At 55.9% G+C, this 23,217-nt stretch carries 22 protein-coding genes; 6 read left to right on the forward strand and 16 right to left on the reverse strand.

The window, feature by feature from the left end:
- Window positions 1-84 precede the first annotated feature (84 nt).
- The 10 genes from dagF to pmbA form a co-directional block, all read right to left on the reverse strand.
- A complete protein-coding gene (gene dagF / locus F3I20_RS12720; protein WP_150037686.1) occupies window positions 85-825 on the reverse strand; it encodes a 2-dehydro-3-deoxy-phosphogluconate aldolase in 741 nt (246 codons plus the stop codon).
- Window positions 822-1,943, reverse strand: coding sequence for a DgaE family pyridoxal phosphate-dependent ammonia lyase (locus F3I20_RS12725; RefSeq protein ID WP_150037685.1), 1,122 nt, complete (start codon window positions 1,941-1,943; stop codon window positions 822-824). The genes dagF and F3I20_RS12725 overlap by 4 nt, the downstream gene beginning before the upstream one ends.
- Complete coding sequence (locus F3I20_RS12730) at window positions 1,927-3,057, reverse strand: amidohydrolase/deacetylase family metallohydrolase (protein WP_150037684.1); 1,131 nt, start codon at window positions 3,055-3,057, stop codon at window positions 1,927-1,929. Before F3I20_RS12730 ends, F3I20_RS12725 begins: the two co-directional genes overlap by 17 nt.
- A 43-nt stretch (window positions 3,058-3,100) precedes the next feature.
- Window positions 3,101-3,742 (reverse strand): DUF4310 family protein, encoded by a 642-nt coding sequence (locus tag F3I20_RS12735; protein ID WP_033734006.1) that lies wholly within the window; start codon window positions 3,740-3,742, stop codon window positions 3,101-3,103.
- An 11-nt stretch (window positions 3,743-3,753) separates the two neighbouring features.
- Window positions 3,754-4,530 (reverse strand): DUF4311 domain-containing protein, encoded by a 777-nt coding sequence (locus F3I20_RS12740; protein ID WP_008925780.1) that lies wholly within the window; start codon window positions 4,528-4,530, stop codon window positions 3,754-3,756.
- Between the two features lie 127 nt (window positions 4,531-4,657).
- On the reverse strand, window positions 4,658-4,957 hold the full coding sequence (locus F3I20_RS12745; RefSeq protein WP_013359149.1) for a DUF4312 family protein: 300 nt from the start codon (window positions 4,955-4,957) through the stop codon (window positions 4,658-4,660).
- 2 nt (window positions 4,958-4,959) lie between these two features.
- Window positions 4,960-5,316 carry an SFCGS family glycine-rich protein gene (locus F3I20_RS12750; RefSeq protein WP_010256477.1) on the reverse strand — a complete coding sequence of 119 codons (357 nt, stop codon included), beginning with the start codon at window positions 5,314-5,316 and terminating at the stop codon, window positions 4,960-4,962.
- Between the two features lie 13 nt (window positions 5,317-5,329).
- A complete protein-coding gene (locus F3I20_RS12755) occupies window positions 5,330-5,665 on the reverse strand; it encodes a glycine dehydrogenase (protein WP_150013565.1) in 336 nt (111 codons plus the stop codon).
- Window positions 5,666-5,959: 294 nt separating this feature from the next.
- Window positions 5,960-6,346, reverse strand: a complete 387-nt coding sequence (cybC, locus tag F3I20_RS12760; protein ID WP_150013634.1) for a cytochrome b562 — start codon at window positions 6,344-6,346, stop codon at window positions 5,960-5,962.
- A 63-nt stretch (window positions 6,347-6,409) separates the two neighbouring features.
- Window positions 6,410-7,750: a metalloprotease PmbA gene (pmbA, locus tag F3I20_RS12765; RefSeq protein ID WP_150037683.1), complete on the reverse strand. Its 1,341-nt coding sequence runs from the start codon at window positions 7,748-7,750 to the stop codon at window positions 6,410-6,412.
- A 115-nt stretch (window positions 7,751-7,865) separates the two neighbouring features.
- On the opposite strand from pmbA, the gene yjgA reads away from it, so the two are divergent.
- Window positions 7,866-8,411 carry a ribosome biogenesis factor YjgA gene (gene yjgA / locus F3I20_RS12770; protein ID WP_150013569.1) on the forward strand — a complete coding sequence of 182 codons (546 nt, stop codon included), beginning with the start codon at window positions 7,866-7,868 and terminating at the stop codon, window positions 8,409-8,411.
- A gap of 38 nt (window positions 8,412-8,449) precedes the next feature.
- On the opposite strand, the gene F3I20_RS12775 is transcribed toward yjgA, so the two are convergent.
- Together F3I20_RS12775 and mpl are read right to left on the reverse strand one after the other, a co-directional pair.
- On the reverse strand, window positions 8,450-9,190 hold the full coding sequence (locus tag F3I20_RS12775) for an oligogalacturonate-specific porin KdgM family protein (protein ID WP_150013571.1): 741 nt from the start codon (window positions 9,188-9,190) through the stop codon (window positions 8,450-8,452).
- Window positions 9,191-9,536: 346 nt separating this feature from the next.
- Window positions 9,537-10,889 carry a UDP-N-acetylmuramate:L-alanyl-gamma-D-glutamyl-meso-diaminopimelate ligase gene (mpl, locus tag F3I20_RS12780; protein ID WP_150013573.1) on the reverse strand — a complete coding sequence of 451 codons (1,353 nt, stop codon included), beginning with the start codon at window positions 10,887-10,889 and terminating at the stop codon, window positions 9,537-9,539.
- Window positions 10,890-11,057: 168 nt separating this feature from the next.
- Between mpl and fbp the strand changes: the two genes are divergently transcribed.
- Window positions 11,058-12,065, forward strand: coding sequence for a class 1 fructose-bisphosphatase (gene fbp / locus F3I20_RS12785; protein WP_150013575.1), 1,008 nt, complete (start codon window positions 11,058-11,060; stop codon window positions 12,063-12,065).
- A gap of 61 nt (window positions 12,066-12,126) precedes the next feature.
- Here the strand turns inward: fbp and F3I20_RS12790 are convergent, their stop codons facing one another.
- A complete protein-coding gene (locus F3I20_RS12790) occupies window positions 12,127-13,686 on the reverse strand; it encodes a methyl-accepting chemotaxis protein (RefSeq protein WP_150013577.1) in 1,560 nt (519 codons plus the stop codon).
- Between the two features lie 169 nt (window positions 13,687-13,855).
- On the opposite strand from F3I20_RS12790, the gene F3I20_RS12795 reads away from it, so the two are divergent.
- The 3 genes from F3I20_RS12795 to ppa all read left to right on the forward strand — a co-directional run bounded on the left by F3I20_RS12795 (window position 13,856) and on the right by ppa (window position 15,407).
- A complete protein-coding gene (locus tag F3I20_RS12795) occupies window positions 13,856-14,266 on the forward strand; it encodes a lysozyme inhibitor LprI family protein (protein WP_150037682.1) in 411 nt (136 codons plus the stop codon).
- A 60-nt stretch (window positions 14,267-14,326) separates the two neighbouring features.
- A complete protein-coding gene (locus F3I20_RS12800) occupies window positions 14,327-14,776 on the forward strand; it encodes a DUF441 domain-containing protein (protein WP_013359160.1) in 450 nt (149 codons plus the stop codon).
- Between the two features lie 100 nt (window positions 14,777-14,876).
- Entirely contained in the window at window positions 14,877-15,407 is a 531-nt protein-coding gene (gene ppa, locus F3I20_RS12805; RefSeq protein ID WP_003855519.1) for an inorganic diphosphatase, read from the forward strand.
- 59 nt (window positions 15,408-15,466) lie between these two features.
- On the opposite strand, the gene F3I20_RS12810 is transcribed toward ppa, so the two are convergent.
- From F3I20_RS12810 to tamA, 3 genes are read right to left on the reverse strand one after another with little or no spacing between them, the layout of a single operon-like run.
- Complete coding sequence (locus tag F3I20_RS12810; protein WP_150013581.1) at window positions 15,467-15,820, reverse strand: gamma-glutamylcyclotransferase family protein; 354 nt, start codon at window positions 15,818-15,820, stop codon at window positions 15,467-15,469.
- Window positions 15,821-15,822: 2 nt separating this feature from the next.
- Window positions 15,823-19,590, reverse strand: a complete 3,768-nt coding sequence (gene tamB / locus F3I20_RS12815) for an autotransporter assembly complex protein TamB (protein WP_150037680.1) — start codon at window positions 19,588-19,590, stop codon at window positions 15,823-15,825.
- Window positions 19,587-21,302, reverse strand: a complete 1,716-nt coding sequence (gene tamA / locus F3I20_RS12820) for an autotransporter assembly complex protein TamA (RefSeq protein WP_190285960.1) — start codon at window positions 21,300-21,302, stop codon at window positions 19,587-19,589. Before tamA ends, tamB begins: the two co-directional genes overlap by 4 nt.
- 516 nt (window positions 21,303-21,818) lie before the next feature.
- On the opposite strand from tamA, the gene paeA reads away from it, so the two are divergent.
- Window positions 21,819-23,141, forward strand: coding sequence for a polyamine export protein PaeA (gene paeA / locus F3I20_RS12825; RefSeq protein WP_013359164.1), 1,323 nt, complete (start codon window positions 21,819-21,821; stop codon window positions 23,139-23,141).
- The last annotated feature ends 76 nt before the right edge of the window (window positions 23,142-23,217 follow it).

Genomic DNA, 23,217 nt, shown 5'->3' on the forward strand with positions numbered 1-23,217 from the left:
AAAGTGGAAAGAGCAGCCTACGGCGATCGTCACGCAACGTCCATGTCGCGCGATCGGCCTGCTGCAGGCTGATCGTGTCGTTCTCTACGCCAGCAGCGTTTTACAGATGGCCAGTAGCTGCTGCACATCTTCAATGCGGGTCTCTCCGCTGGCTTTGTCGATGATCGAACTATAGACGTGCGGGATCACTTTGCTGACGCCCGACGCCAGCGCAATGCGCACGATCTCGCCGAAATTGTCCAGATCGATACCGCCGGTGGGCTCCAGCCAGAAATCCTGTTTTGCACAGGCTTCCGCCACTGCGCGGTACTCATCCACCGCCTGCAGGCCGCCCATCGGGAAATATTTCACCGAGCTGCCGCCCATATCCTGCAGCATCGCAATCGCCGTTTCGATGGGCACGATCCCGTCCTGCTCTTTTGCGCTTCGCGGTCCGGTGGAAATTTTCACCCGGCCCGGCGTGCCGGTGGGCGAGATCAGACCGTTCACGATGGTCTGTGACTGGCCCAGCAGCGCCCGGCTGGTAGCCACGCCGGTAAAGACCTGATTCACATGCTGCGGTTGCAGCACCGCCGAGATCTCACTCACCATCTGTGACTGTTCAGGATCGCCCGCGCCCAGGCCTACCGAGAGTGCATTATCGATCAGCGCGGCATATTCACGCATATCAGCGATAGCGGCGTCATTGCTGGGGTAGTTTTTCGATAGCACGCCGACCAGCACGTGCCCTTCTGCTGCCTGCCAGATGGCGCGAGCGTTCTGTTTTGATCCCGCCAGGACGTTAAGGCAGATGCGATCCTGATAAAAGTTGGGGGTCAGCGTCATGCGTGTTTCTCTCCGTTCAACAGTGCCTGAATGCGGGTGAAAATAGTGTGCAGCTGTTCGGCGCTGACGCTGCGCACGTCCGCCTCAATGATTCCCTCGTTGGCTTTGTAGCCACGGAAGTAGATCGCGACGTCGCCCTTTTTCAGCGCCTGCACCAGATCGCCGGTGCGCTGCTGGATTGTGGCTTCATCGAACTTAATCTCAGCCCGGGCGATGTCGCGTCCGGCGGCATCCCACACGATGCGAGCCGTCACGCCATTCAGGCTATTGAGCTGCTCAATAAACGGCGTCATTTTTTCCACCATCTGCGCGCCGCTGATTTTTGGTTGTGTCAGATAGTTTTCGATTGCCTGGGTCAGGCCGAGAATGCCCTCTTTACCCACTTTCATCGCGCGGCCAATGCCGTTGGTCTGCCGTTTAACCCACTCAACGTAGTGGTGTCTGCCAATGACCAGCCCGCTGGTCGGTCCTTCAATCGCTTTCGCGCCGCTGTAGATCACCAGATCGGCACCCGCCTGGTAGTAGCATTGCAGATCCTCTTCCGCTGCCGCATCAACAATCAGCGGCACACCATGTTCACGCGCAACCGCCGCGGCCTGCGCCACATCGAGATGGCTTTTCTGCACGCAGTGGTGCGATTTCACATAGAGGATTGCCGCGGTCTGTGGCGTGATCGCCGCCGCCAGCTGGGCAGGTGAGCACTCGTTGCTGTACCCCGCTTCCACCAGTTGCCCACCTCCCAGTGCCACCATGCTGCCGACCGGTGCGCCATAGTTCACGTTGTGTCCTTTCGGCACTATAATCTGGTGCGGGATGGTCAGTGGTGCGGCGTGCAGGTTATCCACCAGCCAGTCATTGTCTTTCACAATCACCGCCGCCACGCTCTGGGCGATACCGGCCGAGGCGCAGGAGACCACCAGCGCGTTCTCCACCTTTAACAGACCGGCGATATAAGCCCCGGTCTTATCCACCAGATCTTTCATTTCGAAGTAGTGATCGAGACCATACTTCACCGTATCGATCACCTCACTCGACGGCGTCGAGACGCCGAGGATCGTCATACGGCCAGAGGCGTTAATTACCGGCTTCAGGCCATACTTTTCATATACCGAGTTCATGCACTTTTCCTTCTTCAGTCGCAATCCACTGACCCGCGACGACTGCCGCCAGCGGAACCAGATGCTTCTCACCGGCGACCTGTTCACCTTCTGAATCGATAAAGGGCCGGGTTTCCTCTTTGACGCTAAAAACAGTCAGGTCGGCGTCGTAGCCAACTTTCAGCTGGCCCTTACGCAGCAGGCGCAGTCCTGCAGCCGCATTGACCGTCACGCAGTCGATAACCTGCGGTAGCGTCATGCCGACGCTAAAAAATTTCGACATCACATGCGCCAGGCTATGAACCGGCCCCGTCAGGCGATTACGGCAGTAAATGTCAGAGCTGATGGTGTCGGGCAGACTGCCCTGCGCAATCGCCACGCGGGCGACCTCGAAGCTGAAGCTGGCGCTGCCGTGGCCGACATCGAGTTTTACACCCCGCGCAATAGCCTGTCTGACCGCCGCTTTAAGTTCGCCCTGCGGCGTCAGGATGCGGTTGGGTTTGCCATTAAAGCAGTGCGTGATGATGTCGCCCGTGGTGAGCAGATCGGCAATCTGATCGAGATTGGGCGGATTGTTGCCAATGTGAACCATCAGCGGCAGACCGCCGCTCTCCTGCTGAATTGCCTTAGCTTTTATCAGCGGCTGAACGCCGTTCTGACCGACCACGCTGCTGCTGATGCGCGCCTTGAGGCCGACAATAAAATCGGGCAGTCGCGCTACGGCCTGCTGCACCGCCTCGCCATCGATCTGCGTCATATCGGCCAGCTCATTCTGAGTGACGATGCCGGTACGGGCGATATTGATCAGCGCATAGACCTGGGTCTGCGCTGCGCGCGTCAGCTGGTAGAAGTCATCGATGTGTTCTGCGCCGGTGCTGCCCGCATCAACCACTGTGGTGACGCCATGCGCCACGCCAATCGCGTCCGCTTCATCATGATAAATAGGTGATTTGGGATAACAGTGAACGTGTGAGTCGATCCAGCCGGCGCTGAGGTAGTAGCGGCCCGCCAGATCGCGCTCACGCGGTGCGCTGCCCTGCACCTTGCCGATGGCAGCAATGCGGCCATCCTGCAACGCAATGTCGATCACCTGCTCATCGCTGAGGCGCGCATTGCGGATAATCAAGTCGTACATGGTTTCTCCTTAACGGCAGCCCGCTGCCGGGCTGCCGGTGAGATCAGAGAGCAATCGGGAACAGTGCACCCAGGATCATCGCGCCGAGGATGGCACCGCCGGTAATCGGCTTGTTCCAGAGATAGAACAGCAGCGCACCCAGCAGCGAGCCCAGACCAATCGGAATGGAGGCCGCCATGGCGGACAGGATGATCAGCGGCCCCAGAAAGCGGCCTGAAGCATTACCTGCACCCATCATCACGTCTGCGCCGTAGGTGGAGTCGCTCTGATTGATGGTGAATTTACGCGCCAGAATGATCAGGTAGCCAATCGCCACGCCAATCACCAGGCCCGTCGCCAGCGAAGCTGCGAAGTTCGCCACGGGGAAGATGATGCCCGCCCCCAGCAGCAGTGCCGGCACACCCAGCCCGACGCCGGTCTGGATCGCTCCGCCGATATCCAGAATCCCTACCAGCGAACCTTCAATGATGCGGGCAAACAGGAAGCTGGCACCAAAGGCGGCGACTGCACCGTAAACGCCGGTTTCCATCCCTGCGCGCAGCATCGAGACAAACGCCACTTCGTTAAACGCGCCGATGCCATAGAGGTAATACATGTGCGTCCCGGCGAAAACGCCCGAGGAGAGCAGGCCAACAAAGATCGGGAAAGACCAGTCGGCGTACCAGAAGCCTTTATTTTCGTTCATCGCATCGCCTCTTATTTGCCGCTGACGGAGTTGTGGATCATGTCGAGCCAGCCTGGAATGCCGAGCTGGAAGGACTGCAGCAGCTTCATGTCGAAACCGCGGAAGAAGCCGCTCAGCACAAACAGCAGCACGATGGCGGTCATCATTACTTTGGTGACCCGGTTCCAGCCGCTCTCTTCCACGCCTTTACCGATCAGGATACCCAGCACAAGACCTGGTACGGCGTTGCCCATGATCAGCTGCGCCAGACCGCCAAAAATGGTGGCCCAGAAGCCTGACTTTTTGCCTGCATCGATCGCCGCCAGCCAGAAGATGACCGGCATGACGGTATTCACCAGCAGGTTGGCGGCGGGCACCAGCACTTTGACCGCCGTCACCTGCAGCGCAGCCGGCACAGCAGAGGCAGTGGAGTTAAGGAAGGCGACCACGATCATGCCGATGATGCCGCAGGCGATGGCCATTTTTTTCGGATCGTGCAGCGTCTCCGCCACATTACGATTCTTCACCATCAGGGCAGCCGCACCCCAGTTTGGAATGATGCGATGGTCCACATCCTGCGTGAATGAACCGGCTGCGACAGACGATGCCCAGGCATTGAAAAAGAAGCCAAGACCAAAGGAGAAGTGAGATGCCGGATCGCCTTCACACGAGTTCAGCTCGCCCAGCGTACGAAAGGCCCCCATGCCCTGGGTGGTGGGCGCGTGGAACATACGTGCAGCCCCCGCGCCAACGCCGACGCCTACCAGGCCCCCAATGATCAACGACTTAAACAAAATGATTAAAAACATGTTGTTGTACCTTGTTGTCGTTTTTACCCGCTCTACCCGCGCCGCCGCATCGCCGCGGCCTGACCGCCGCGCTAACGCTACAGCAGTGGAATGGGCAAACGGCGGGCTGATGTAAACAGGTTCTGTTTTATGATGCCGCCGTGAACGTCACCTGTTCGGTGTCGAAAACGGTGACGCTGACGGTGATCTCCAGCGTCACGCTGAAGCTCCGCCGTTGGCGCGCCAGAAAGAAAAAGAGAAACTTCTCGGTTCTGACGCTCTCCTGCGCGCGCAGCACCCGGACATCCTGAGGTTCGATGCGCAGCAGAATTTTTTGCGTCGCGCGCAGAACCTGGTTCTGCACACGACTCAGGGCATCGGCAAAGGCTTTCGCTTTGGTGTCGCCTTTGCCCTCAACCGTCACCTGGGTAACGTAGTGTTCTTTCATAATCAGCTGCCGTGCTTCTTGTTCCAGGCCTGCACCAGCCGCTCGCCTAACTCTTCTTTATCCATAAAGCCGAAGCCCAGCACCGTGGCACCTTCATTGATGGCGGTGACGCCTTCGTCGACAGAACGCATGCCGTGTTTGGCTTTGTAGCCATATTTGTTCTGCGCGGTGATAGCACCCGCGCCGCCGCTGCCGCAAAACGAGATGCCGAAATCGGCGTTTTCTGCCTTCATCACGTCACCCAGCTTCATATCAGCGGCCACGCCTGGCACCACGACAGCACGACCACCCGCTTTCTCAATGCCCGCTGCCACTTTCTGGCCCTTACCTAAACGATCGCCAATCACTACTGTTACCATGTTGTGTTCCTCTCTAATTGTTTGATCGCGCGACTTCAATATGCACTGACAGCAGCCAGGCCTCTTCGCGGGGGAGATTGCCGAACAGGTCGACGACCTGCTGCGCCAGCGCGACCGTTTCAGGCGGAATATCCTCAAACAGCTCCGCTTCCACTTCCGGCAGCGGCTCCCCGCTCAGCGAGCGTGATGCCATGGCCCCGACATGCGATTGCAGCATCTGCTGCTGGACCGCATTGGGCTGAATGCCATGCTGCTGATAGATCGCCGCAATCTGCGTCATTACGCTATCAGTCAGCTGTTGCACTTTCTCCGGTGGCGCTTCATACACCGGGACGCCGTTATTGCTCACCTTGCTACTCCTGTTAAACCGGATAATTCGCGTTAGAAATAAATTAGCGGTCATCACCCCGGCTGTGGAGAGGCAACATTTCCAGCAGTAAGTGGAAATTGCAGTGAAGATCGTGCGTCGGATCGCAGGCTGCACGCTTAGTGCGATATGCGTCGCAAAATGCGCAAAATGATGGCGTTATCCTCGCAAGGCGGTGATGTTGTGCGGCAGCCAGACTGCCGGGCGGGGGTTTACGGTGCGGTGATAAGCAGAAGTGATGGTAAGAACCGCCGGTCAGGCTGACCGGCGGTCGGATTAGCGGAATTTCTTATGGTTGGTATTACGGATGTCATCAAATTTAGCGGCTTCGCGCTTTGCGCCGTCCACGTTGTTGGCTTTCGCCAGCGCGCTGACCACGTCAATCTGTGCGATGAGTGAGTCAAGGCCCGCGTGATAGTCTTTGAGCTGCGCACTGTCAGCAGGCTGACCTTCCAGCTTATCGGGCGTCGACTTTTTGGCATCCTGCGCTGCGACACGCATTTTGTTTAACGCCTGCTGCATCTCCTGCGCACTGTCCGTTTTCTTAACGATTTTCAGATTCGCATTGAGCGTGTCCATATCCTGCTCCAGATCTGCCGCATAGAGGCTGACGCTGGAGAACAACAGAGAAGCCGACAACATTGCAATCACATGCTTACGCATCATTACTTCCTTTTTATTGTGATGAAAAAAAAGCAGCCAACAGGCTGCTTCAGGAATTCATCTTTATTGTCCCGCTATCTTCATCTCAGGCAGTAACACGGAACCGCACTGGATATTACTGCGGGTTTCAATATCGTCACCGATGGTCACCATGTTGTGCCACATCTCTTTAAGATTACCGGCAATAGTGACTTCGCTAACCGGGTACTGAATGACGCCATTCTCAACCCAGTAACCGGCTGCACCGCGTGAGTAGTCACCGGTAATGGCGCTGACGCCCTGACCCATCAGCTCGGTCACCACTAATCCGGTTCCCATCTGCTTCAGCAGGTCGTCAAAGCTGTGGCCCTGACCCGCAATGCGCCAGTTATGAATACCACCAGCATGACCGGTGCTGGTCAGACCCAGTTTACGGGCGGAATAGCTGGTCAACAGCCAGGTCTGCAATACGCCATCTTTGATGATGTCGCGCGCCTGAGTACGCACCCCTTCACTGTCGAACGGCGTGGAGGCGAGCCCTTTCAGCAGGTGTGGCTGTTCACTGATGGTGAGCCACTCCGGCAGAATCTGCTGACCCATTGAATCCAGCAGGAAGGTCGATTTACGGTAAACGCTGCTGCCGCTGATCGCACCAACCAGATGACCAAACAAGCCGGTCGCCACTTCAGCGGCAAAAATCACCGGGGCTTTCATGGTCGGAAGTTTACGCGGAGCCAGACGGGAGAGTGTACGGCGTGCGCACTCTGCGCCCACCCATTCAGGGCTTTTCAAATCTTCAAATGCACGGCCAATGGTATAGGCGTAATCGCGCTCCATGTTGCCATCCTGCTCAGCGATAACGCAGCTGGAGAGCGAATGGCGGCTGGAGCAGTAGCTCTGCAACATTCCGTGGCTGTTGCCAAAGACTTTGATGCCGACGTGGCTGTTGAAACTACCGCCTTCGGTGTTGGTAATACGCTTGTCGGCACGCAGTGACGCCTGTTCCGCCTGCGCGGCCAGTTCAATGGCGCGGTCAGCGTCAATTTCCCACGGATGGTAAAGATCCAGATCCGGCGCATCATAGGCCAGCAGCTCTGCGTCGGCCAGACCGGCAAAGGGGTCGGGCGAGGTATAGCGGGCAATATCAATCGCCGCCTGCACGGTACGCTTGATCGCATCCGGGCTGAGGTCGGTCGATGAGGCACTGCCTTTACGATTCTGATGATAAACGGTGATGCCCAGCGCACCGTCGCTGTTAAATTCAACGTTTTCCACTTCGCCATAGCGGGTGCTGACCCCGATGCCGGTGGTCTTACTGACAGCCACTTCCGCGCTGTCAGTGCTTGCTTTAGCCAGTTCAAGTGCCTGCGCAATGGCCTGCTCCAGTACTTTTCGCTGTTCTGCAACCTGAGTAGATACGTTCATCGACCTGCCGTCTAATCTTATGTGTGAATGATTTGAGTCTATCAGAGTCAGAGAACAATTTCGCAGTCACCCGATAAACTGGTAGGATTAGCCTCTTTTTTTTGGGAGCCCGGAAATGACCAGACAGCCCGATGAGTGGCTCGACGATGTGCCAGATAATGACGAAGAAGAAGATGAAGAGATTATCTGGGTCAGTAAGAGTGAAATTAAACGCGATGCAGAAGAGTTAAAGCGCCTGGGAGCCGAACTGGTTGATCTGGGTAAAAACTCGCTGGATAAAATCCCGCTGGATGAGCGCCTGCGCACCGAGATCGAACTGGCACAGCGCATCAGGAAAGAGGGTCGCCGCCGTCAGCTGCAGCTGATCGGTAAACTGCTGCGCAGCATTGATGTGGAGCCGATCCGCATTGCGCTGGATAAGCTCAAGAATCGCCACAACCAGCAGGTTGCGCTATTCCACAAACTGGAAATGCTGCGCGATCGTCTGATTGAGCAAGGTGATGAGGCGATGAGCGACGTGATTGCGCTTTATCCCGATGCCGATCGTCAGCAGTTACGCAGCATGATCCGTAACGCGCAGAAAGAGAAAGCGGGCAACAAGCCGCCGAAGTCTGCCCGTCAGATTTTCCAGTATCTGCGCGAGCTGGCCGAATCGCAGTAATGCCATGGCGGGCAGTCTCGCCCGCCTCCCGGCAGCCCTTACCGATAGATATAGAGAATACCGGTGCGCAACCGCAACTGGCGTTCGCTCGATGTAGCAGAACGTCCGATATCGCCAAAGGTGACGTAAGGCACCCAGACGCGATCGTTGCCAAGCGCATAATCGAACTGTAATTCCTGTTCATAGTCGTCATGCTTATTAGCAAACAGTTTCGCATCCGCGTGCTTATACACCAGCTTATAGGTGGTGGTGAGGCGATCGGTTTTATTCCGCAGATAGAGATCAAAACGGTTAGCCGTGCGATGCCGGTCAGTATCGCAATAATCAATACCCCCGGTGCGGCATTGATCGTCATGGGCATAATCGGTCAGTTCAAGACGATATAATCCGCCAACAGACCAGCGATAATTAATTTTATACCAGGGTGCCACACCAAACTTCCATTCGGTACGCGAGGAGTTAAATTCCGGCTGAATAAACGGCGACAGCGTCCAGTTCCCCCAGTAATACGACTTCAGAAAGGTGACTTCCACCACATTTAACACGGTGTCGTTATAATATTTATCTTTTGGATCTGCGCCACCGGTTTTAAATTTGGTTTCGACGCCAAGAAACATATTATCCGGCAGCGTGGTACTCAGCCCCAGCTTGTCATAGTGCGTGCGGTCGCGAAGACGGTACTCATGCCGGTAATCCACCGTGGCCGTTGCCAGTGCTGTTGCAGAAGTGCATAACAGCGTGACGCCCAGAGCAAATGATCGTGTTGTACTTTTTCCCATAAAAATGTCCTTATTCTCAGTAATAAGGGCAATGAATTATCCGAATTCATTTAACCCAAATTTAACTTACATTTAAAACCTGTATTAATATAAAATGCCACATAAAGAAAACCTGTTAATTTTTTAACCTGAATTCTTCTGATTATTATTTATTTCTCAGTTAAAACAGAGATGATGCTAAAAATAACCGGCAGGTGTGGCCTTTCTGTTTCAGACACTAATAAAGAAAATATGGCAACTGAAGGAAGAGTGAGCAGATCGGATTCAAACTATGCGGGATTTATTCAGGAAATAATATTAACGGCAATACGCTTTAAAAAAAGCGCCCGAAACGGGCGCCTGATTTTCAGGCCAGCCTGTCCAGCAGCTTCTGGTGAATGCCGCCAAACCCGCCGTTGCTCATCACCAGAATCGAGTCGCCTGGCTGTGCGGCTTTCGCCACCATCTCGACCAGCGTATCGATATCCGCGCTCCAGTGCGCAGGCGGAATGCACGCTTCTGCTACATCAGAAACCTGCCACGGAATGTGGTGCGGCTGGAACAGAAAGACCTCATCCGCTCGCGCCAGTGACGGAGCAAGATCGTTTTTGCTGACGCCCATCTTCATGGTATTCGAGCGCGGCTCCAGAACAGCCAGAATGCGTGCTCTGCCACCCACTTTGCTGCGCAGGGCAGACAATGTCGCCAGAATGGCCGTCGGATGGTGAGCGAAGTCATCGTAGACTTTGATGTTATTCACTTCGCCACGCAGCTCCAGCCGGCGACGTGCATTGATAAAGGTGTTCAGCGCCTGGCCTGCATCTTCCGGCTTCACACCCACATGCCGCGCGGCAGCAATCGCCATCAGGCCGTTATGCATGTTGTGTTCGCCGACCAGCGCCCAGTTCACTTCACCGACTTTCTCGCCGTCGAGCCAGATTTCCCAGTGAGAGGCATCGGGCGTCAGCTTCTTCGCCTGCCAGCGCCCGTGTTCACCAACGCTCTCCTGCTCGCTCCAGCAACCCATCGCCATCACCTGTTTGAGGTTAGGATCATGCTCCGGCAGCAGGATCTTGCCCTGGCCCGGCACGATCCGCACCAGATGGTGGAACTGCTTCTGGATCGCCCGCAGGTCGTCAAAGATATCGGCGTGATCGAACTCAAGGTTGTTGAGGATCAGGGTACGCGGGCAGTAATGGACAAACTTGGAACGCTTGTCGAAAAAGGCGCAGTCATACTCATCCGCCTCAATGACAAAGAATGGACTTTTTCCTAATTTTGCCGAGACATCGAAGTTTCCTGGCACCCCACCAATAATGAAGCCTGGCTCCAGGCCGCAGGCCTCGAGAATCCACGCTGCCATGCCGGCTGTGGTGGTTTTTCCGTGGGTTCCCGCGACCGCCAGCACCCATCGGTCGCGTAACACGAAATCGTGCAGCCACTGCGGGCCGGAGAGGTAAGGAATGTTGCGTTCCAGCACCGCTTCCACACAGGGATTACCGCGCGTCATCGCATTACCGATAATCACCAGGTCAGGGGCCGGGTCGAGCTGGCTCGCATCGTAACCTTCTGTTAATTCAATGCCTTGCTGTTCGAGCAGTGTACTCATTGGCGGGTAAACGTTGGCATCTGAACCGGTCACCTGATGTCCCAGTGAACGAGCCAGCACCGCCAGACCCCCCATAAAAGTGCCACAAATCCCGAGGATGTGAATGCGCATAACATGATCCATTACTCAAAAGTTCGGCGCACAGTGTAACGCCGCTCGCAGACGGAAGAAACGGATTAGGACTATGGTTTTTGAAGTTCAATCGGCTAAACTGCGTACGCATCCGTTGGCAGACTGTTACGCGTGCTGCCACTCCATCGAAGATTCAGGGAATGTGTTATGAAAACGTTGGGCGAATTTATCGTCGAGAAGCAGCACGACTTTCCGCACGCCACAGGTGAACTGACGGCGCTGATTTCAGCTATCAAGCTGGGTGCCAAAATTATCCACCGCGACATCAATAAAGCCGGTTTAGTGGATATTCTCGGTGCCAGTGGTGTGGAAAATGTTCAGGGTGAACAGCAGATGAAACTGGATCTGTTCGCTAACGAAAAACTGAAAGCAGCACTGAAAGCACGTGGCATCGTCGCCGGCATCGCTTCTGAGGAAGAAGACGAGTTCGTTATCTTTGAAGGTGAGGAAAACGGTAAGTACGTGGTGTTAATGGATCCTCTGGATGGTTCTTCTAACATCGACGTTAACGTTTCCGTCGGCACCATTTTCTCTATTTATCATCGCGTCAGCGAGCCGGGTACGCCAGTGGTTGAAGCTGACTTCATGCAGCCAGGCAACAAGCAGGTTGCTGCCGGTTACGTGGTCTACGGCTCATCCACCATGATGGTTTACACCACCGGTGCAGGCGTGCATGCGTTTACTTACGATCCGTCACTGGGTGTGTTCTGCCTCAGCCACGAACGTATGACCTATCCACCCACCGGTTACACCTACTCGATTAACGAAGGTAACTACATTCGTTTCCCGCAGGGTGTGAAGAAATATCTGAAGTTCTGTCAGGAAGAGGATTTGCCAACGCACCGTCCTTATACCTCACGTTACATCGGATCGCTGGTGGCGGACTTCCATCGCAACCTGCTGAAGGGCGGCATTTATCTCTACCCAAGCACCGCCAGCCATCCTCAGGGCAAGCTGCGTCTGCTGTATGAGTGCAACCCGATGGCGTTCCTGGCGGAGCAGGCAGGCGGTAAAGCCAGCGACGGACAGAGACGTATTCTGGATATTCCACCGGTTACGCTGCATCAGCGCTGCCCGTTCTACTGCGGTAATGAGGCGATGGTGAACGACGTTGAGCGTTTCCTGGCCGAGTTCCCGGATTGCCGTCAGGGTTAATCCTGCGCGAGTATCAGCTGACAGATAAAGAAACAGGGCGCGATTTCGCGCCCTGTGTTTTTTACGCCGTCTGCAATCTGAACTGCGCCATCGTTGCCTGAAGCTGACCGGACTGTGCTTCCAGCGACTGGGTCGCGGCGCTGGCCTGCTCTACCAGCGCCGCGTTCTGCTGCGCTGTTGCATCCATCTGAGTGACCGCCAGGTTGACCTGCTCAATGCCACGGCTCTGCTCGTCGGAGGCCATCGAGATCTCTTTCATCAGTGCCGTTACGCGCATCACTTCACCAGAAATTTCATCCATGGTTTCCCCGGCGCGCGTCGCCATTTCCGTACCCTCTTTAACCCGTGACTGTGAATCACTGATTAACGTACGGATCTCTTTGGCCGCGTTAGCACTGCGCTGTGCCAGCGTACGCACCTCATTTGCCACTACCGCAAAGCCGCGTCCCTGCTCGCCTGCGCGTGCCGCTTCGACGGCGGCGTTAAGCGCCAGGATGTTGGTCTGGAAGGCGATGCCGTCAATCACGCTGAGAATGTCGCCGATACGGTTGGCACTGTCGGTAATCTCATGCATTTTTTCCATCACGTAGCAGACCACCTCAGCACCGCGATCGGCGGTATCAGAGACCGCGTTAGCCAGCTGATGCGCCTGCTGAGCGTTGCTGGCGTTAAGACGGACCGTGGCCGTAAGCTGCTCCATGCTGGCCGCCGTCTGCTCCAGCGAGGCAGCGGACTCTTCGGTGCGCTGCGACAGATTAACGTTACCCGCCGCCAGTTCACGGCTGCCGATGTCGATCTGTATACTCGCTTCACGCACCTGACTGACCGAGGTACGCAGTGACTGCTGCATCCCACTCAGTGCATGATTAAGCCGTCCCAGCTCGTTGTTGCTGGACGGTGGCAGCACCTGCGACAGGTCGCCTGCCGCGATCTGCTCCAGATGGACAATCGCGAGGTTCAGCGGCTGCAGCAGCATCCGGCGAAGCAGTTGCCAGGCGAGCACCAGCAGCAGCAGCGTTAATACGCCTGCCACAGCGATCAGGATTTTCATTTTGGTTTCGTTGTAGGCCGCCTGTGCGAGCTGGGCCTCGGTGACCTGTCCGGCGAACTGGCTGAAGTCTGTAACAGCTTTGTTATAGCTTGCCGCCAGCGTCGCCAGGTTGCCTTCCAGCAACTGGTAATATTCGTCAGTGTATTGCTTATCCAGCGCGTCCATCATCGGTTTGATGCCCTGGTCGAGATAGGCTTTGTAACTGGCTGAAATCGCGTCAGCCAGCATTTTCCCGTGCGCCGTCACCGTTCCGGCATCCACAAAGCGCTTCAGATTTTGCTGTGATGACACCACATCCGCCTGCGACAGTTTTGTGACTGCCGCGCCCTCTTCCAGCATACCGATTTCAATTTTACGCACCGCCAGCGCCGCATTCGCGCGGGCCCGCATCAGATCTGAATTACTCTGGTAAAGACTGTTCAGCTCGATCCCCTGAATGCGGTTGATCACATCCAGCGAGCGATTCCCTTTGTTAATTGCCACGATACCCATAAAACTCACCGCCAACAGCAGCAGTGTCATAAATGCCAGCAATGCCAGCAACCCCGTGCGAAGTGATATCTGTTTCATCCTGATGATTTCCATGTAAGAGAAAAGGCGAATTTTCCAGCGGCCCTAAAACGGAAGAGATATCGGCAGTAACCCTGCGAAACTTTAACCCTGATTAGAGTTAACAACTTGATCATCACGTAAACATCGCTCAATCTGATCGCCGCCTGCCCCCTATCCGGAGAAAAGAATGAAATCGGGATTACTTCTGATGCTGCTGTTCGTCAGTACGGCGACGATGGCAAAGCAACTGCCTTCCGACGCCGCACTGGAGCGCTGCCTCAATAACGCCTCTGCGACCCTTGCGATGAACCAGTGCTATGTTGAGGCCACAACGTTCTGGGATCAGCAGATGAATCAGCACTACAACACACTGATGAAAACCCTGACCGGCGACGCTAAAAACAGACTGCGTATTGCACAGCGCGCCTGGCTGAACTACCGCGACAGCTGGCTTGAGGCGAGCCGCAGTCAGATGGCGACGCAGGGTACGCTGGGCAGCGTAACGCTGAGTGCCCAGGGTCTGGGCCTGGTGCGCAATCAGGCATTGATGTTGCAGTCCCTCGGTAAAGGCAGTTGTGCCAACCCCGATGACTGCTGACCCATAACCCGCTTTTGCGCTGGCTGACGTCAGTGCGCTGTTAACCTTCAGGGAGAAAGCATGGCTGCTTACGCCTCGACATTGATTCTGATTGCCCTTGCTGTACTGAGCTATTTCGTTCACAACAACGCGGTCACTATCTCCATTCTGGTGCTGCTGGCGATTAAAATTACCCCGCTGGCGCAGTTTTTCCCCTATGTAGAAAAACAGGGCATTACCTTAGGCATCATCATTCTTACCGTGGCGGTAATGGCACCGCTGGCCAGCGGCTCACTGCCCGCCTCCGCACTGCTCAAATCGTTTGCCAACTGGAAGTCGATTGTGGCGATTGTGGTGGGGATTTTTGTCGCCTGGCTGGGCGGTCGTGGTGTGAATTTTATGAGCGTGCAGCCGTCGGTCATCGGGGGGCTGCTGATTGGTACAGTGATTGGCGTAGCCTTCTTCCGCGGTGTGCCGGTAGGACCACTGATTGCCGCAGGCATTGTTTCGCTGTTTGTGGCGGCTAAGTAGCGTTAGGGCGCATTCCGAAACGCCAAAAAGAGGGCATACTTTCAGAGTCAGTTGGCTATAATAGCCGACACTCAACATACGACTACTGAAGGAATGCCAGATGAGTTTGAACCAGGTGCCAGCAGGTAAAGACCTGCCAGAAGATATCTACGTTGTCATTGAGATCCCAGCGAATGCTGATCCGATCAAATATGAAGTTGATAAAGAGTCTGGTGCCCTGTTTGTAGACCGTTTCATGTCTACCGCCATGTTCTATCCGTGCAACTACGGCTACATCAACCACACCCTTTCTCTGGATGGTGATCCGGTTGACGTACTGGTTCCGACCCCGTATCCACTGGTCCCAGGCTCAGTGATCCGCTGCCGTCCGGTTGGCGTGCTGAAAATGACCGACGAGTCTGGCGAAGATGCCAAACTGGTTGCCGTTCCGCACACCAAGCTTTCTAAAGAGTACGATCACATTAAAGATGTGAACGACCTGCCAGAACTGCTGCGTGCACAGATCACCCACTTCTTTGAGCACTACAAAGATCTGGAAAAAGGCAAATGGGTGAAAGTGGATGGCTGGGATAACGCCGAAGCCGCTAAAGCCGAAATCATCTCCTCTTACGAGCGCGCACAGAAGAAGTAATTCTGCTGCCGGTTTGTGAGTCGAAAAAAAAACACCGTCCAACTGGACGGTGTTTTTGTTCAGGCCTCTGGCTCCGCATCGCGCTTCAGCCAGTCACCACTCATAATGCGCTGGCGTCCTGCCACTGAGCGTTGATAGACATAAAGCCATGCACTGCCAAACGGCGTCTGAGTCAGATAACGTTTGTACTCTCCCCCTTTGGTGCGAAGCGCATCCAGCTCCGCAAGGGTTGAGGCATCAATGCGGTACACTTCACACTGTACCGCTCCATTGCCCTCTATGACGCCGGGATAATGCCCCAGACTGTAAAGCTCAAAACCTTCAATCTGGTGATCACCCAGCCACTGCGCATTCGTCATCCAGTGACTGTTTCCCTGTTTGCGCCGTAAACTGCCGTAGACAATTATTCGCATTGCTAAAACTCAAACTGATAGAGCAAATCGAGAGCCTGATCCACACCGGACACGGCTTCCAGATAGAGTTTAGGCATCAGGCGGTAACGCAAGGTTAACGTCGCCAGTGAATCAAATATGCCAACACCGTATTTTACCTGCAGACCCGGTAGTACATAGCCACTGACCTGCACCTGCTGGCTGTCGCCAACCCCCGCAGTATCAACGGCCAGATTACTGACACCGAATGTCTCCCCGATTTTACCCACAACCTGCCCACTTTGTGCAACCCCTAAGCCAATAAGGGCCGAAGTAAGGGCGTTACTGTCGCCGTCACTGCCCAGTCCCTGACCGCGCAGCAGGTAGGAAAGCGCTTCCTGCTGCGACATCGCCGGGTCGGAGAAGACCTCCGCTTTCGGCTCATCGGCAAGGCCGGTGACGCGCAGACCGGCAGTGACGCCATCTTCCGTCGCATCCGGGTTACGGATGGCTTCCAGGTTGATATAAGGCTGATCCGGCGGGCCAGCAAACTGCAGTTCACCTTTGCGCACAATCAGATCCTGACCGTAGGCGTGGAAACGACCCGATGGAATGTTGATCTGACCGTTTAAGCCGAGTCCTGACCGATCCTGCACCATCTTCAGATCGCCATTCAGTTTCGCTTTCAGGCCAAATGCCGAGAGCCGCACATCGTTACCGACGTGGATCACCAGATTACTGTTAATCGGGATGGCGGCGGTTTGCGGTGCAATTGGCTTCAGCTGTTCATCCAGCATCACTTCATCCGACGAGACGCCAGTAGCGCTTTCCGGCACTTCCTGCACCGTGATGCGCGCCCACGGAATGTCGACCCGGCCATCAAGGTTAAAGGCGGCCGGCGTCGCTTCAAACACCAGATCCGGCGAGACGTCCATGCGCACCATTGGCGGCACGGTCACGCGAACCCGGCTGCCCTGCGCCGCAATGCGCGCACGCCAGTTATCAAGCTGGCTCCAGTCCGCGTTACCGCTAAGGTTGATGTTGCCCTGGCCGGTCTGCACCAGCCCGTTAAGGGTCGAGCTCATTCCGTTGAACAGCAGATTCAGATTGGCATTGGTCAGATCGACCGGCATAAAGTTGCCATCCACATCGACACCCGTCAGACCAAGCTGACCAAACACCTGTGGCTGCTGGATGCTGCCACCCAGACGCAGGCTGCTGTTCAGGCTGCCTTTGATCTTCTCACCCTGCATCAGGGCCGGATTGAGCATCGCCAGTGAGACATTGCGGATGTTAACGTTGCCGCCCAGCGTGCGGCGATTTTGCGGATCGTCGATCTGCACATTGCCATCCAGCTGCCCGTTATTGGCGATGCGGATCAGCCAGTCGAGCTGGGCGCGTCCGTTACGCAGCGCGGCATTGAGGTTTAGCGTATCAAAGGCGACAGGCAGGTTATTGCCCTGCACATCCTGCACCACTTTCACGCCGTTGCCTTTCAGCGCCACGGTTCCTGTCGGCAGCGCGCCGTCGGCCGTCCAGTTGACGCGCACATCACCGCTGAACAGGCCGCTGAGCTGGGTCGCATCCGGCATAAACGGCTTCACCATCGCCAGATCAAAGCGATTCAGCACGACATGTGCCTTGCCTGCTGGCCCGGCTTCTACCGGCTCTGGTACACAAATCTGTGCATTCGGGTTCTGCCAGCAGTGCGGCCCGATAGTCGCCGTCTGGCGGCTGTTAAGATAGTCGATGGCCATCGCGCGGGTCAGACGCCACTCGCCGACAGGCGTATCAAAGTGGGTATCGTTAAGCGAGCCTCTCCAGCGTTCGGTCTGGCGATCAAAACTGCCGTTCAGCGCCAGCTGGCCAGAGACCGGTTTGCCCTGCACATTCAGCTTCAGCTGATGCTGACGCTCGTTGCCATCCGCATTCAGCGTCAGCAGGCTGATGTTCAGCGCATCCTGCTTCAGCTGCTCGACGCGCAGTTGCAGTTTACCCGCCACCTGTTCGCCGGAACGCACGTCGCCATTCAGCGTAACGCGATTAATCTGCATCTGCTGCCAGCGCAGACCCCGACCGTTGAGATCGGCCAGCAGTTGCGGTGCCTTCAGGGTGCCACGCGCTTTGAGAGTGCCGTTGACGACACCGCCCAGACCGGGCAGCGCATTATCGAGCTGTGGCGCGTCGATGCTGGCATCAAGATCCAGACTGTCGCCCAGCGCCCCTTTAACATCCAGATGGTTGCGTCCCAGCGCCAGCTTAATGCCCGGCACCGTCCACTGGTTGTAGCTGTTACCGGTCAGTGAGCCGTCTGCGGTCACGGCGTTCTGCTTCACGTTTCCTTTCAGCTGAAGCTGCGGCACGCTCAGCTGCCAGCTGCCACCATAGAGACTGCCGCGGGTGGTGATCTTTCCATCCAGCCGCGCTGGCCAGTCAGGGTACTGTTTCGCGGTGTTGATCCCGGCCAGCGTCAGCTCACTGCGCCAGCTGATCGCCTTGCTCCAGTCCACCAGCGCGGTGAGGTCAATGTTGCCCTGCAGCGCGGCCACGCGCAGACGTTCCAGGCTGAACTGCTCAACATTGCCTTTACCCGTCAGCGAGATATTGGCTGGTGGGACGGACTCGCCCTTCACGGCTGTTTGCAGTGACATCACATAGTCGGTGGCTTTGCCTTTGAACTGATAGTCCAGGTTATCCGCCTGGTACTGTACCGGGCCGGTTAACGGCCAGCGCAGCTGCGGACTGGTCAGCTGCAGCGACAGCGGCAATCCCGCCACGGCCAGTTGAGTCGTCGCATCCAGCTGTGCTTTCACCGGACCGGAGAGGTTCAGCCCCAGCTTCAGTTCGTCGCGCATTGCACCATTAAGCTTCAGCGCCAGCTTTTCGCCTTTGATCGGGTCGGTGTTAACCGTGCCGTTCAGTGTGAAATCGACCGGCCAGTTATCCGCCAGCGTCGCCTGTCCGCTGCCGTTGAGGTTGCCAAGATTCGAGTCCACTTCCAGCGTGGTCAGTTGCATCTGACGATCGGCGGTTTTGGCCTTCAGCAGTAACCGGCTGACGGAGATATCGGTGTCGCCGGTAATGCGCAGCTGTTCTCCCAGAATCTGCTGCACCTCAATATCCAGTGGCAGACGGAAATCAGGCAGCGCTGGCAACAGCGGTTGGGCAAACATCGCCTGCAGCGTTTCACCCAGCGGTTTCTCCGCAGGGTGGGGTTGCTGAACTTTCGGCTCCACCACCTCTTCATTCACGACTTTCGCCGCTTTCGGCAGCGCAATCAGCAGGCTTTGAATATGGGTCGGATTCAGCGTCAGCGCGCGATCCTGCCATTGCAGGCCGGTAGTAAAGTCGAGCAGCGAGATCGCCGTGTCATCCACTTTGACATTGATGTTGTGCAAGCCAAGATGACGCAGCGTAATCGGGTATGGCGTGCTGAGATTAGTGCTGCCACTCTCCTCTTCCGGTGCAGGTGCAGCAGGTGTCATCTTCTTGCTGTCGACGACCACGCTGATATCACGCAGGGAGACATCGTTAACGCACACGGAGGAGTGCAGCAGGCAGTTGAGATCCACCGCCAGCTGGATCTGCCCGGCATCCACACTGACGCCTGGCATCTCAAAACGCAGACCGTTGAGTGTCAGATTACGCCAGCCGCCATCGACCTGTTTGATCGACAGACCTGGCACCCAGCGTGAAGCGCCCTTCAGCACTAAATGCAGCCCAGGCGTGGTACCGATTAAAAATGCCACGCCGCCCAACAGCAATACCAGAAAGATCAGAATACCGATCAGGACCTTTTTCCACAGCTTCATAGTTCTGGCCCCAGTCCTATATAAAATTGCAGTCCATGTGCTTCGTCATCCCCGATAGGCCTGGCGATGTCTAATTTGATGGGCCCCACAGGCGACGACCAGCGCACACCGACGCCCGCGCCGGTTTTCACGTTACTCTGCTTAATGTCGTTAACAGCTTCACCTGAGTCAACGAACACCGCGCCCCACCATTTTCCGCTGACGTTGTACTGATATTCCAGCGATCCGGTGGCGAGTTTGGATGCACCGGTGAGCTTGCCGTCGTCATCACGCGGTGAAATGTTTTTATATTTGTAGCCGCGAATACTGCGGTCGCCCCCGGCAAAGAAGCGCAGATCCGGTGGCACTTTGTCAAAGTCGTTGGTTTCGATCCAGCCAAGATTGCCACGCGCCACAAAGCGATGGCTGTCGCCCAGCGTGCGGATCCAGACGTTTTGCGCCTGCAGGATCAGGAAGTCAACGTCCGAACCCCAGGTCGTATCAGAGACGTCCACCGAGTAGCGCTGTGAATCACCCCAGGTCGGCATCAGACCGCCACGCGAACGGGTGCGGTTTACGCTGACGCCGGGATAGAGCAGCATCGTGGTGTTGGTCACGCTGCCCTGCGTAAAGTGGTCCAGGCTCCAGCGCAGGTTTACGGCCTTCTGCCAGCCGCTGCTGCTGTCCCAGTTGCGCGACATCGCCAGCGTCGTGGTATCGGCTTTCGTGTCGTTGAGGTCGGTGCGCTTCAGACCGCCAGAGAAGGTGTAGTACTGCTCCAGGGGGCTTTTAAGCAGCGGTACTTTGTAGCTGAGATCGACCTGCTGTTCCGGCGCAGAAACGTAGGCGCTGGCCGCCAGGCTGTGGCCGCTGTCGTTGATCCACGGTTTTTTCCAGGTGCCTTTCAGGCGCGGACCGACATCTGTAGAGTAGCCGACACCGGTTTCAATGGTGTTTTCGGTGCGGGGCGACATCACGGCATTCAGCGGCAGGACTTTGGTCTGGCGTCCCTTGCTGAATTCCGGCGCAACCACCACCGAATTAAACCAGCCGGTGGCGGAAAGGCGACGATTCAGTTCGGCTAAATCGCGGGAGCTGTAGTAATCCCCCTCTTTGAACGGCACCAGATTCTGCAGGTACTCTTCGCGAATCTGCGAACCCTGGAACGTGACGTCGCCAAAGCGATAGCGCTCGCCGCTGTCGTAGTCAATATCCCAGAAGGCTTCACGCCGCTCTACCGAGACGCCGAGCTGGCTTTTTTTAAAGGTGCCGTCGAAGTAGCCGTTACGCAGCGCAAGATTTGAGAAACCGCTTTTGAATCGGTCATATTGCCCGTGGTTAAGCTGCGTACCTACTTTGGGCCGTCCCTGCTTCACCCAGGCTTTGTAATCAGGATCATTGCGCGCATCACCTTCGACGACGATGGTGCTGCCGCCGATTTTGACAGGCTCGCCAGGGGTGACATGGGCCACTAATACCGGGCGACCACCCTGCGCAGGCGCGGGACGGGATTCAAAATCGATGGTGGGCTCATAATAACCGAGTGCGCGTAGCCCCTCTTTTATCGCAACAGAAACACGCGCGCGAAAACGGCCATCGTTAGAAACCTCATCGCTGCCGATGGTAGACAGACGCGCCCTGACATTTCTCTGAAGATCCCCGGTTAAGCCGTCTACCTGTAATCGCACTGTCGCCGCCTCAAGGGCGGGCGCGGCAAGCAGCAGGCCAGCCATGCAATAAACATAAAATCGTGGCACCTGTACTCCTGTTAATCATGCCGGCCCCTTTTCCGCGGGGCACTTATTAATCATCTTTGCCCGCACTACCGCACGGCAACACCCTCATCATAGCCGCACTTTATGGTAAACGGCGGCGCAACGCTGACATCTAAGTCAAATAACAGGCTATTGTCGGTAAATGGGTATCGCGATACAACTCCTGAGGGGTGGAATGATCAAATCCGGATGACTCACTCAGATAAATCCGAGTCAATAACCGGCCGCTCTGGACGCAGATGCTGTCTGATGCGGCGGTTTGCCCTCTGGCGGCACAATGAGCGCTCCTGCTATAATCTGCCACCACAGGCATTCCGCCTGTTTTCATTTCTGCCCCGACATCTTTTTTCCTGTCGAACAGGCGCAGACATTTTTGGCACGGATAGCTGTGTTTCACGGATAAACCAACTCTGTTTGCGCTTACCCACGCTGCCCAGGCCAAAAATGACAAGTGGATAACCCTTTGGATCTCATATGTTAGATAGCTTACTTGTCATTCTGTTGCTGATCGTAATCAGTGCCTTTTTTTCTCTGTCAGAGATATCGCTGGCGGCCGCTCGTAAGATCAAACTCAAACTTCTGGCCGATGAAGGCAATGTTAATGCGCAGCGTGTGCTTAAAATGCAGGAAACGCCGGGCATGTTCTTCACCGTGGTGCAGATTGGCCTTAACGCCGTCGCCATCCTGGGCGGTATTGTCGGCGACGCGGCCTTTTCACCGGTTTTCAGCGGCCTGTTTAACCGTTTTGTCTCGCCGGAACTGGCAGAGCAGCTCAGCTTTATCTGCTCCTTCACCATCGTCACCAGCCTCTTTATCCTGTTCGCCGACTTAACGCCGAAGCGGGTTGGCATGGTCGCACCGGAAACCATCGCGCTGCGCATCATCAACCCGATGCGTTTTTGCCTGCTGGTGATGCGTCCGCTGGTGTTTCTGTTTAACGGCCTGGCCAACGTCTTCTTCCGTATATTCAAACTGCCGATGGTGCGTAAAGATGACATCACCTCTGACGACATCTATGCCGTCGTTGAAGCGGGTGCGCTGGCGGGCGTGCTGCGTAAGCAGGAGCATGAGCTGATTGAAAACGTGTTTGAGCTGGAATCGCGTACCGTTCCCTCTTCCATGACCTCACGTGAGAATATCGTCTGGTTTGATCTGCATGAAGATGAAACCAGCCTCAAGACCAAAATCGCTGAACATCCACATTCTAAGTTTCTGGTCTGCAGCGGTGATATCGATCATATCGTCGGTTATGTCGACTCTAAAGAGCTGCTGCTGCGTGTGCTGGGCAATCAGAGTATGGCGCTGAACAGCGGTCTGCAGATTCGCTCTGCGCTGATTGTGCCGGACACGCTGACCCTCTCCGAAGCGCTGGAAAGTTTTAAAACCGCTGGTGAAGATTTCGCGGTGATCATGAATGAGTATGCGCTGGTCGTGGGCATCATTACCCTGAATGACGTGATGACCACGCTGATGGGTGACCTGGTAGGCCAGGGTATGGAAGAGCAGATTGTGGCGCGCGATGAAAATTCATGGCTGGTTGAGGGCGGTACGCCGATTGATGACGTGATGCGCGTGCTGGACATTGATGATTTCCCGCAGTCAGGCAACTATGAAACCATCGGCGGCTTTATGATGTATATGCTGCGTAAGATTCCGAAGCGAACTGATTTTGTGAAGTTTGCTGGCTACAAGTTCGAGGTGGTGGATATTGATAGCTATCGCATCGACCAGCTGCTGGTTACCCGCATCGACGAACGACCGCCGGTACTGAGCATGACGAAAAGCGAAGAAGAGTAGGATGACTCAGGGCCAGGTTCAGACTGTCGAATAAAATAGTCTGACGGGCCAGACACTAAGGGCGCCATTGGCGCCC

Source organism: Candidatus Pantoea gossypiicola (assembly GCF_008632075.1).
Classification (GTDB): Bacteria; Pseudomonadota; Gammaproteobacteria; order Enterobacterales; family Enterobacteriaceae; genus Pantoea; species Pantoea gossypiicola.

What these genes read in the sequence shown, in the direction of transcription:
- tamA (WP_190285960.1), bottom strand. Translation starts at nt 21,302, where the DNA reads ATGGCTGGCCTGCTGCTTGCCGCGCCCGCCCTTGAGGCGGCGACAGTG.
- F3I20_RS12775 (WP_150013571.1), bottom strand. Translation starts at nt 9,190, where the DNA reads ATGGGAAAAAGTACAACACGATCATTTGCTCTGGGCGTCACGCTGTTA.
- mpl (WP_150013573.1), bottom strand. Translation starts at nt 10,889, where the DNA reads ATGCGCATTCACATCCTCGGGATTTGTGGCACTTTTATGGGGGGTCTG.
- F3I20_RS12790 (WP_150013577.1), bottom strand. Translation starts at nt 13,686, where the DNA reads ATGAAACAGATATCACTTCGCACGGGGTTGCTGGCATTGCTGGCATTT.
- F3I20_RS12740 (WP_008925780.1), bottom strand. Translation starts at nt 4,530, where the DNA reads ATGTTTTTAATCATTTTGTTTAAGTCGTTGATCATTGGGGGCCTGGTA.
- paeA (WP_013359164.1), top strand. Translation starts at nt 21,819, where the DNA reads ATGTTAGATAGCTTACTTGTCATTCTGTTGCTGATCGTAATCAGTGCC.
- F3I20_RS12750 (WP_010256477.1), bottom strand. Translation starts at nt 5,316, where the DNA reads ATGGTAACAGTAGTGATTGGCGATCGTTTAGGTAAGGGCCAGAAAGTG.
- F3I20_RS12745 (WP_013359149.1), bottom strand. Translation starts at nt 4,957, where the DNA reads ATGAAAGAACACTACGTTACCCAGGTGACGGTTGAGGGCAAAGGCGAC.
- F3I20_RS12730 (WP_150037684.1), bottom strand. Translation starts at nt 3,057, where the DNA reads ATGTACGACTTGATTATCCGCAATGCGCGCCTCAGCGATGAGCAGGTG.
- F3I20_RS12795 (WP_150037682.1), top strand. Translation starts at nt 13,856, where the DNA reads ATGAAATCGGGATTACTTCTGATGCTGCTGTTCGTCAGTACGGCGACG.
- tamB (WP_150037680.1), bottom strand. Translation starts at nt 19,590, where the DNA reads ATGAAGCTGTGGAAAAAGGTCCTGATCGGTATTCTGATCTTTCTGGTA.
- yjgA (WP_150013569.1), top strand. Translation starts at nt 7,866, where the DNA reads ATGACCAGACAGCCCGATGAGTGGCTCGACGATGTGCCAGATAATGAC.
- fbp (WP_150013575.1), top strand. Translation starts at nt 11,058, where the DNA reads ATGAAAACGTTGGGCGAATTTATCGTCGAGAAGCAGCACGACTTTCCG.
- F3I20_RS12725 (WP_150037685.1), bottom strand. Translation starts at nt 1,943, where the DNA reads ATGAACTCGGTATATGAAAAGTATGGCCTGAAGCCGGTAATTAACGCC.
- cybC (WP_150013634.1), bottom strand. Translation starts at nt 6,346, where the DNA reads ATGCGTAAGCATGTGATTGCAATGTTGTCGGCTTCTCTGTTGTTCTCC.
- F3I20_RS12800 (WP_013359160.1), top strand. Translation starts at nt 14,327, where the DNA reads ATGGCTGCTTACGCCTCGACATTGATTCTGATTGCCCTTGCTGTACTG.
- pmbA (WP_150037683.1), bottom strand. Translation starts at nt 7,750, where the DNA reads ATGAACGTATCTACTCAGGTTGCAGAACAGCGAAAAGTACTGGAGCAG.
- ppa (WP_003855519.1), top strand. Translation starts at nt 14,877, where the DNA reads ATGAGTTTGAACCAGGTGCCAGCAGGTAAAGACCTGCCAGAAGATATC.
- F3I20_RS12735 (WP_033734006.1), bottom strand. Translation starts at nt 3,742, where the DNA reads ATGAACGAAAATAAAGGCTTCTGGTACGCCGACTGGTCTTTCCCGATC.
- dagF (WP_150037686.1), bottom strand. Translation starts at nt 825, where the DNA reads ATGACGCTGACCCCCAACTTTTATCAGGATCGCATCTGCCTTAACGTC.
- F3I20_RS12810 (WP_150013581.1), bottom strand. Translation starts at nt 15,820, where the DNA reads ATGCGAATAATTGTCTACGGCAGTTTACGGCGCAAACAGGGAAACAGT.